Below are 7,147 nucleotides of genomic sequence, written 5' to 3'. Positions count from 1 at the left end.
CGGCACGGCCCACGAGTGTGTCCGGCGCCCCTGGACTCCCCGGAGGCCGGCCCGGGTTCCCCCGCTCGGCCACCCCGGAATCCCCCGCCGACCGGCCCTGATCCGTCCACCGAGGGCCCGCGCCCGGAGCCGTCGGCGTACGGCGGTACGGTTGCGCTCCGACAGCGCACCCAGGTGCCCGGGCCCGGAAGGACCGGCCCGGCCGGGGCGGCGACCGCGGCAATCGGAAGGAAGGGTGCGCGATGGCGGCGGAGGAGGAGGGCCTGACCGGCCCCGGCGAGGCCAGGCCTGCACCGGAGCCCGGGCCGGAGCCGGCGGCGGAGGTGCGCCCGGAGCCGACGGCCGATCCGGTCCACGAGCACCGGCCCGGGCCCGGGTCCGTCCCCGAACTGCTGCTCGGCCGCCCGCCGATGGCCCGCCCGCTGCCGTCCTTCGACCACGAGGCCGCCCCCGCCGAGCCCGGCCCGCTGTTCGTGGACTGGCTCGCCACCGCGCTGCACGCCGGTGTGCTGGACCCGCAGGCCTTCACCCTCTCGACCGTGGATGCCGACGGCATGCCGGACGCCCGGGTGCTGGTGCTGCGGGACGTCGATGCGGCCGGCACCGGCTGGAACTTCTCCGCGGACGCCGACAGCCCCAAGGGCCGCCAGCTCGCCGGCCACCCCGCCGCCGCGCTGACCGTCTACTGGCCACAGCTGGGCCGCCAGGTCCGGGTGCGCGGCACCGTCGAACGGGCCGCCGACCTGGTCGCCGCCGCCGAGTTCGCCACCCGCTCACCCGCCGCCCGGGTCCACGCGCTGGTCGGACAGCAGAGCGAGCCGTTGGGCTCGTTCGCCGAGTACGACGAGGCGGTGGCGGTCGCCCGCCGTCGGCTGGAGGCGCACCCGGACGCGGTCCCGCCGGGGCACGCGGTCTACACCCTGTGGGCGCACGAGGTGGAGTTCTGGCAGGGCGACGCCCAGCGCCGGCACATCCGGCTGCGCTACACCCGCACCGGCCCGGTCAGCTCCCCGGAGTGGTCGCGCACCCTGATCTGGCCGTGAGCCGTGAGCCGTGAGCCGTGAGCCGTGGGCCGTGGGCCGTGAGCCGTTGAGCCGTTGAGTCGTTGGGCGGCTTACGTGACCGCAGGCCGACAGGCCCGTCACCGCCGCCCGGTCAGCGTGGCGCCCACGCTGGCCGCGACCACGCAGCCGATCCCGGTTAGCTGCGGCACGCCCAGCAGCTGACCCAGCACCACCAGCCCGACCAGAGCACTGACCGCCGGCTCCAGGCTGACCAGCACGCTGAACACCCGCTGCGGCATCCGTCGCAGCGCGGTCATCTCCAGCGCGTACGGGATCACCGGCAGCAGCAGCGACACCCCGGCCACCGCGGCGAGCAGCGCCGTCGGCGAGGCGCCGGGCGCGGTAAGCCCGTGCCAGGCCTGGCCGAGCCCGAACGGCGCCAGCGTCAGCGCGCCGACCGTCATCGACACCGCCAGGCCCTGGAACCCCTGGAAGGCCGCGCCGACCTTGTCGGTGAACAGGATGTACGCGGCGTAGCAGGCGGCCGCCCCGAACGCGTACAGCAGGCCGATCGGGTCGAGCGACCCGCCGCCGTCCCCTTCGCCGAGCAGGGTCAGCAGCACCACACCCGCGGCCGCGAGCAGCGCCCAGAGCAGGTGGCTGGCGCGCCGGGCGAAGACCAGCGCGACCGCGAGCGGGCCGAGGAACTCGATGGTCGCGGCGGTGCCCATCGGCAGCCGGTCGATCGCCCCGGCGAACAGGAAGGTCATCCCGGCCGAGGCCATGCCGAGCAGCGCGGCCGCGGCGAGGTCGCGCGGGCGCTTGTCGCGCAGCTTCGGCCGGGTGACGGCGAGCAGGATGACGGCGGCGAAGCCGAGCCGCAGGAAGGTCGTGCCGCTGACGCCGAGCGGGCCGAACAGTGGCTTGGACAGCGCGATGCCGGTCTGCACCAGGAACATCGCGGTCAGACAGAGAAGCGGCGCCGGGATCTTCTCCGGGCGCCGCAGGATCTTGCCGAACCGGCCGGTGGACCGACCGGGGTGGACTTCGGGTGGCGCCGCGGGGCCGGACGCCCCACCTCGTCGCCAGCTTCCCCGCTCGCTGGCAGGCTCGCCCTTGGGGGCGGGCGGCATGGCAAGGGCCTCGGCGACGGCGGCGGCCGACGACGAGGCGGCGGGGGTTTCGCTGGTATGGGAGGTGGGCATATGCGTGAGTTTGCCGTAAGGAGTGACAAACCGGCAAGCTCGTTACAAAAATCAGGACGGATGCGGACGGGTAGGTCTGAAAGGGTGGGCCCGCGCGGGTGCTGCGGCGTGGTTGCCGCGATCGTCCGACGGCTCGTCAGTATCAAGGCGGGGTGCGCCATCTCCGCTCCGCCGCCCTCCTTGCCGCCGCCCTCGTCCTCCCGCTGGCCACCGACGGGACGGGCGTGCGCGCCGAAGCCGCAGCCCCGGCCGCCGTCGCCGCCCCCCGTATCCGGGCCGTCACGCTGCCCCACCGGTCCGGCCCGCCCCGGCCCCTTGACACCTGGAACGGCCGGGCCTTCGACGCCTGCACCGCACCGCCGCTCGACACCCTGCGGGCCTGGCGCGGCACCTCCCCGTACGGGGCGGTCGGCATCTACACCAGTGGTTCCCAGCGCGGCTGCAGCCAGTCGAGGCTCACCGCCGAGTGGGTGCGCCAGGCGAGGGAGCTGGGCTGGCGGTTCCTGCCGGTGCACGTCGGACTGCAGGCGCCGTGCGCCGACCTGAGCCACAAGCCCAAGCGGATCGACCCGGCGAGGGCCGTCGAGCAGGGCCTGGAGGAGGCGGCTGAGGCCGCCCAGGCCCTGCGTTCGCTCGGGCTGGCCGAGGGCAGCCCGGTCTACCTGGACATCGAGGCCTACCCGATGCGCGACCCGGCCTGTGGCCAGGCCGTGGTCGACTTCACCCTCGGCTGGACGGCCGGCCTGCACGCCGCCGACTACCGCTCGGGCTTCTACTCCAGCCTCGACTCCGGCATCGCGGACCTCGCCGCCGCCGCCCGGGCCGGCAGCTCCCCGATGCCCGACGCGCTCTGGTACGCCCGCTGGGACGACCAGGCCGACACGGCCGGCTCCGGCGGTATCGCCCCCGACCTCTGGAGCCTCCACCAGCGCGTCCACCAGTACCACGGCAACGTCGAGGAGACCTTCGGCGGCGCGACCCTCACCGTCGACCGCAACCACGTGGACGGCCCGACCGCCGCCTGAGACCCGCAGATAGGGTGGCCCCCGATCGAGCACGGGGGGAACGGCATGGTGAACGGCCAGGGGCACGGCGGCACCGACGGGTACGGCGCGCCGCCGCCGCAGAACCCGTACGGGCAGGCGCCGTACGCGCAGAATCCGTACGGACAGAGCCCCTACGCGCAGAACCCGTACGCGCAGCCGGTGCCGCCGCCGCAGCAGTCGTACCCGCCTCAGCAGCCGTACCCGCCCCGGCAGCCGCAGCCCGTCCCGCCGCAGCAGGCCCACCCCAGTCCCCAACAGCCGTACGCCGCCGCCGGGTTCGGTACCCCGCCGCAGCCCGGAGTCGGCCGCCCCGGCGGTTTTCCCGGCCCCGCGCCGCGCCGCAACCGCGTGGCCGTGCTGGTCCAGTTCCTCCTCCAGTGGATCTACGCGCCGCTCTGGGTCCTCGGCCTGGTGCTCCTCTTCATCGTCCTGATCTTCGCGGACTACAGCGGGGGAGGCCCCAGTTCGGACGGCTGGTTGAAGGTCAACCGCAGCTTCATTCCCCCGCGCCGGCTGCGGGCCGAGCTCACCGGCCGGCCGGAGCACTGGGAGCGCTACGTCGCCCCGATCCTGGCGCGCCGGATCGCCGCCGCCGAGGCGACGCACGCGGCCGGCGGCGGCGAGGTGCAGGCCGACCTCGGTCGGGTGGTGCGGACCCGGCTCGCACTGCGGCTCTACCGCGGCCTCGGCGCGGCCGGCGTGGTGCGGCTCGCCGAGCAGCACGGCTGGCACGGCGTGGCGTCCGGGACCGACGCCGGACACGTCCGGCTCGCCCGCCACTTCCCCGCCCCGGCCACCCCGAACGCACCCTCCCCGCAGGACCCGCCCGCCGCCCCCGGCACCCCGTGGGGCCCGCAGCCGGTCCGCTTCGCGCCGCTGCTGCCGTTCGTCTTCCTGCTCCAGATCGTCTACGTCCCGGTGTACGGTCTGCTCACCTTCTGGGTGAACCGCCCCGAGCCCGACCACTGGGACCGCTGGGGCGCCCGCTGGACGGTCGGCCCGCGCGCCTTCCGCGCCGAGTTCACCAACAGCCCCGCCGCCTGGGACCGCCACATCCGCCGCATCCTCCAGCGCGACACCAAGCGCACCGGCGCCTCCTCCGACGGCACCCGCACCCCCGACGGCACCCTCGTGCACCGCATCCGGCTCAACCGCGCCACCTACCGCGGCGCCGGCGCCCACCAGGCCCTCCGCATCGCCGCCGAACAGGGCTGGACCCTCGACCCCGCCTACACCCCCGACCCGGCCAACTCCCTCCGCCTCTGCCGCCCCGACCGGCCCTGACCTGTGATGCGGAGGGGCGGACGGGTGGCCGCGGTGCTGGCGGTCGGGCTGGTGCTGACCGGGTGCGGGGGCGGGGCGGACGGGCCGCCGGCGGTGTACACCAACCGGCTGCACGCGGAGGGAGCGGCCCGGCCCGACTACTGGGTGCGGGCGCCGTACGACCGGTTCGCGCTGGAGGTGGAGGAGAGCGCGGGGCCGGACGGGGGCAAGCGGTGGCGCGGGGTGGTGCGGGCGTACACGCCGTCGAAGCGCGGCGAGGGCACGCTGAACGACGTGCTGTGGCGGGACGACACGCTCTACGACAGCAGGAAGGACCAGCCGGAGTACCGGTGGCAGGAGGGCGGCACACAGGTGTGGATCTTCACCAACCGGCGCCGGGCCGCAGTCACCGCTGAGGACGAGGTGCGGGTGGTCGAGGCGGGTGCCGACGGGGTGTGGCGGAGCCGGACCGTGGCCGTCGCGGAGTATTCGGGCGTTCCGGCGGACGTGCGGGCCGCGCTGCCCTTCTGGCTTCGGGAGAGGCCGGAGGGCCGAACCGGGACGAATCCGTGATCCGTGCAACGGGGTCGGGATACTGACAGCGGGGGGTGGGGGCGGCACAATCGGGCACGTCCGCGCGCATTACCGCCCGGTAGGTGCCGCAGGCGCAGCCGCCAGTGCCGCCAGGTCAAGGAGGACCCGTGTTCAGCACGATGCAGGACGTACCGCTCACCGTCGCCCGAATCCTGGAGCACGGGTCCACGATCCACGGCCGCTCGACCGTGACCACCTGGGACGGCACCGGGCCGGTCGTCCGCAGCTACGCCGAGGTCGGTGCGCGGGCCGCGCAGCTCGCCTGTGCGCTGCGCGACGAGCTGGGGGTGAGCGCGGACGACCGGGTCGCCACCCTGATGTGGAACAACACCGAGCACCTGGAGGCGTACCTCGCCGTCCCCTCGATGGGGGCCGTGTTGCACACGCTGAACCTGCGACTGCCCTCCCAGCAGCTGTCGTTCATCATCAACCACGCCGCCGACCGCGTGATCATCGTCAACGGCACCGTCCTGCCGCTGCTCGCCGCCGTCCTCCCGGACCTCGCGCCGACCCTCAGGCACATCGTGGTGAGCGGCCCCGGCGACCGCTCCCTGCTGGCCGGCTTCGCGGGCGGCGTGCACGACTACGAGGAGCTGATCGCCGGCCGGCCCGCCGAGTACCCGTGGCAGCACGACATAGACGAGCGGCAGGCCGCCGTGCTCTGCTACACCTCCGGCACCACCGGGGACCCGAAGGGCGTGCTCTACAGCCACCGCTCGGTCTACCTGCACTGCCTCCAGGTCAACACCGGTGACAACTTCGCCTTCACCCCGCGCGACACCGCGCTGCCGGTGGTGCCGATGTTCCACGTCCAGGCCTGGGGCATCCCGCACGCGGCCTTCATGTCCGGTGCCAACCTGCTGATGCCGGACCGCTTCCTCCAGCCCAAGCCGATGGCCGAGATGATCGCCGCGGTGAAGCCCACCGTCAGCGCCGCCGTCCCCACCATCTGGGCCGGCCTGCTGGACGAGCTCGACGCGGGCGACTACGACACCTCCAGCCTGCGCATGGTGGTGATCGGCGGCAGCGCCTGCCCGCCGTCGCTGATGAAGGCCTACGAGGAGCGCCACGGCATCCGGGTGCTGCACGCCTGGGGCATGACCGAGACCTCCCCGCTCGGCTGCTTCGCCCAGCCGCCGGGCGGCCTCACCCCCGAGCAGGAGTGGCCGTACCGGATCACCCAGGGCATCTTCCCGGCCTCGGTCGAGGCCCGGCTGATCGGCCCGGGCGGCGAGCGGATGCCGCACGACGGCGTCTCGGCGGGCGAGCTGGAGGTGCGCGGCCCGTGGATCGCCGGGGCGTACTACGGCGGCGCCGGCCAGGACCCGGTCCGCCCGGACGACAAGTTCTCCGAGGACGGCTGGCTGCGCACCGGCGACGTCGGCACCATCACCGCCGACGGCTACCTGACCCTCACCGACCGGGCCAAGGACGTCATCAAGTCCGGCGGCGAGTGGATCTCCTCGGTCGAGCTGGAGAACGCCCTGATGGCCCACCCCGACGTGGCCGAGGCCGCCGTGGTCGCCGTCCCGGACGACAAGTGGGGCGAGCGCCCGCTGGCCACCGTGGTGCTGCGCCCGGGCGCGACCGCCGGGCTGAAGGAGCTGCGGGCCTTCCTGGGCGAGCGGATCGCCTCCTGGCAGCTGCCGGAGCGCTGGTCGATCGTGGAGTCGGTGCCGAAGACCTCGGTCGGCAAGTTCGACAAGAAGGTGATCCGGGCCAGCTACGCGGCGCAGGAGCTGGACGTGACGGTGCTCGGCAAGGAGTAGCCGCGAACGCGAGGAGGCCGGGTCCGTACGGTCCCGGCCTCCTTGCTGAAAGGCATACGGCACAGCACTTAGCGCATCTGCATAAGCTTCACCGCCTACTAAAACAACTGTAGGTGCTGTCGACCAGCTTCGTTTTGCAGCGTTAACTGCCACCTCATATCGATTACTTCCCTCAATTTTCGATACATTGTGCTGCGCAAATGCAGATGGTGCATACAAACATAGTGAAACCACAATCAAAACAAAACATTTGATATAAGAACGCA

General features: G+C 73.6%; 6 protein-coding genes and 1 pseudogene. 5 read left to right on the top strand and 2 right to left on the bottom strand.

Annotated features, from left to right (window positions below):
- Positions 1-242: 242 nt before the first annotated feature.
- On the top strand, positions 243-1,043 hold the full coding sequence (locus ACFU7Y_RS36320; protein WP_224282393.1) for a pyridoxal 5'-phosphate synthase: 801 nt from the start codon (positions 243-245) through the stop codon (positions 1,041-1,043).
- 98 nt (positions 1,044-1,141) lie between these two features.
- On the opposite strand, the gene ACFU7Y_RS36315 is transcribed toward ACFU7Y_RS36320, so the two are convergent.
- The gene (locus ACFU7Y_RS36315; RefSeq protein WP_380770909.1) at positions 1,142-2,209 is read right to left on the bottom strand and encodes a DMT family transporter; all 1,068 of its coding nucleotides are present in this window, start codon (positions 2,207-2,209) and stop codon (positions 1,142-1,144) included.
- A 152-nt stretch (positions 2,210-2,361) separates the two neighbouring features.
- Here ACFU7Y_RS36315 and ACFU7Y_RS36310 point away from each other — a divergent pair, with 152 nt between their 5' ends.
- The 4 genes from ACFU7Y_RS36310 (at position 2,362) to ACFU7Y_RS36295 (ending at position 6,881) form a co-directional block, all read left to right on the top strand.
- A complete protein-coding gene (locus ACFU7Y_RS36310; protein WP_224282391.1) occupies positions 2,362-3,234 on the top strand; it encodes a DUF1906 domain-containing protein in 873 nt (290 codons plus the stop codon).
- A 45-nt stretch (positions 3,235-3,279) separates the two neighbouring features.
- Positions 3,280-4,539 (top strand): hypothetical protein, encoded by a 1,260-nt coding sequence (locus ACFU7Y_RS36305; RefSeq protein ID WP_380770907.1) that lies wholly within the window; start codon positions 3,280-3,282, stop codon positions 4,537-4,539.
- Positions 4,540-4,563: 24 nt separating this feature from the next.
- Positions 4,564-5,091 (top strand): hypothetical protein, encoded by a 528-nt coding sequence (locus tag ACFU7Y_RS36300; RefSeq protein ID WP_224282390.1) that lies wholly within the window; start codon positions 4,564-4,566, stop codon positions 5,089-5,091.
- 128 nt (positions 5,092-5,219) lie between these two features.
- Positions 5,220-6,881 (top strand): long-chain fatty acid--CoA ligase, encoded by a 1,662-nt coding sequence (locus tag ACFU7Y_RS36295; protein ID WP_224282389.1) that lies wholly within the window; start codon positions 5,220-5,222, stop codon positions 6,879-6,881.
- Positions 6,882-6,932: 51 nt separating this feature from the next.
- On the opposite strand, the pseudogene ACFU7Y_RS36290 reads toward ACFU7Y_RS36295, so the two are convergent.
- Positions 6,933-7,115, bottom strand: a pseudogene (locus ACFU7Y_RS36290) (cell wall-binding repeat-containing protein); the annotation flags it as partial.
- Positions 7,116-7,147 lie beyond the last annotated feature (32 nt).

Source organism: Kitasatospora sp. NPDC057542, assembly GCF_042801945.1.
Classification (GTDB): Bacteria; Actinomycetota; Actinomycetes; order Streptomycetales; family Streptomycetaceae; genus Kitasatospora.
Note: the sequence above shows the minus strand (reverse complement) of the source record. Positions and strands in the feature narration are given on the sequence as shown.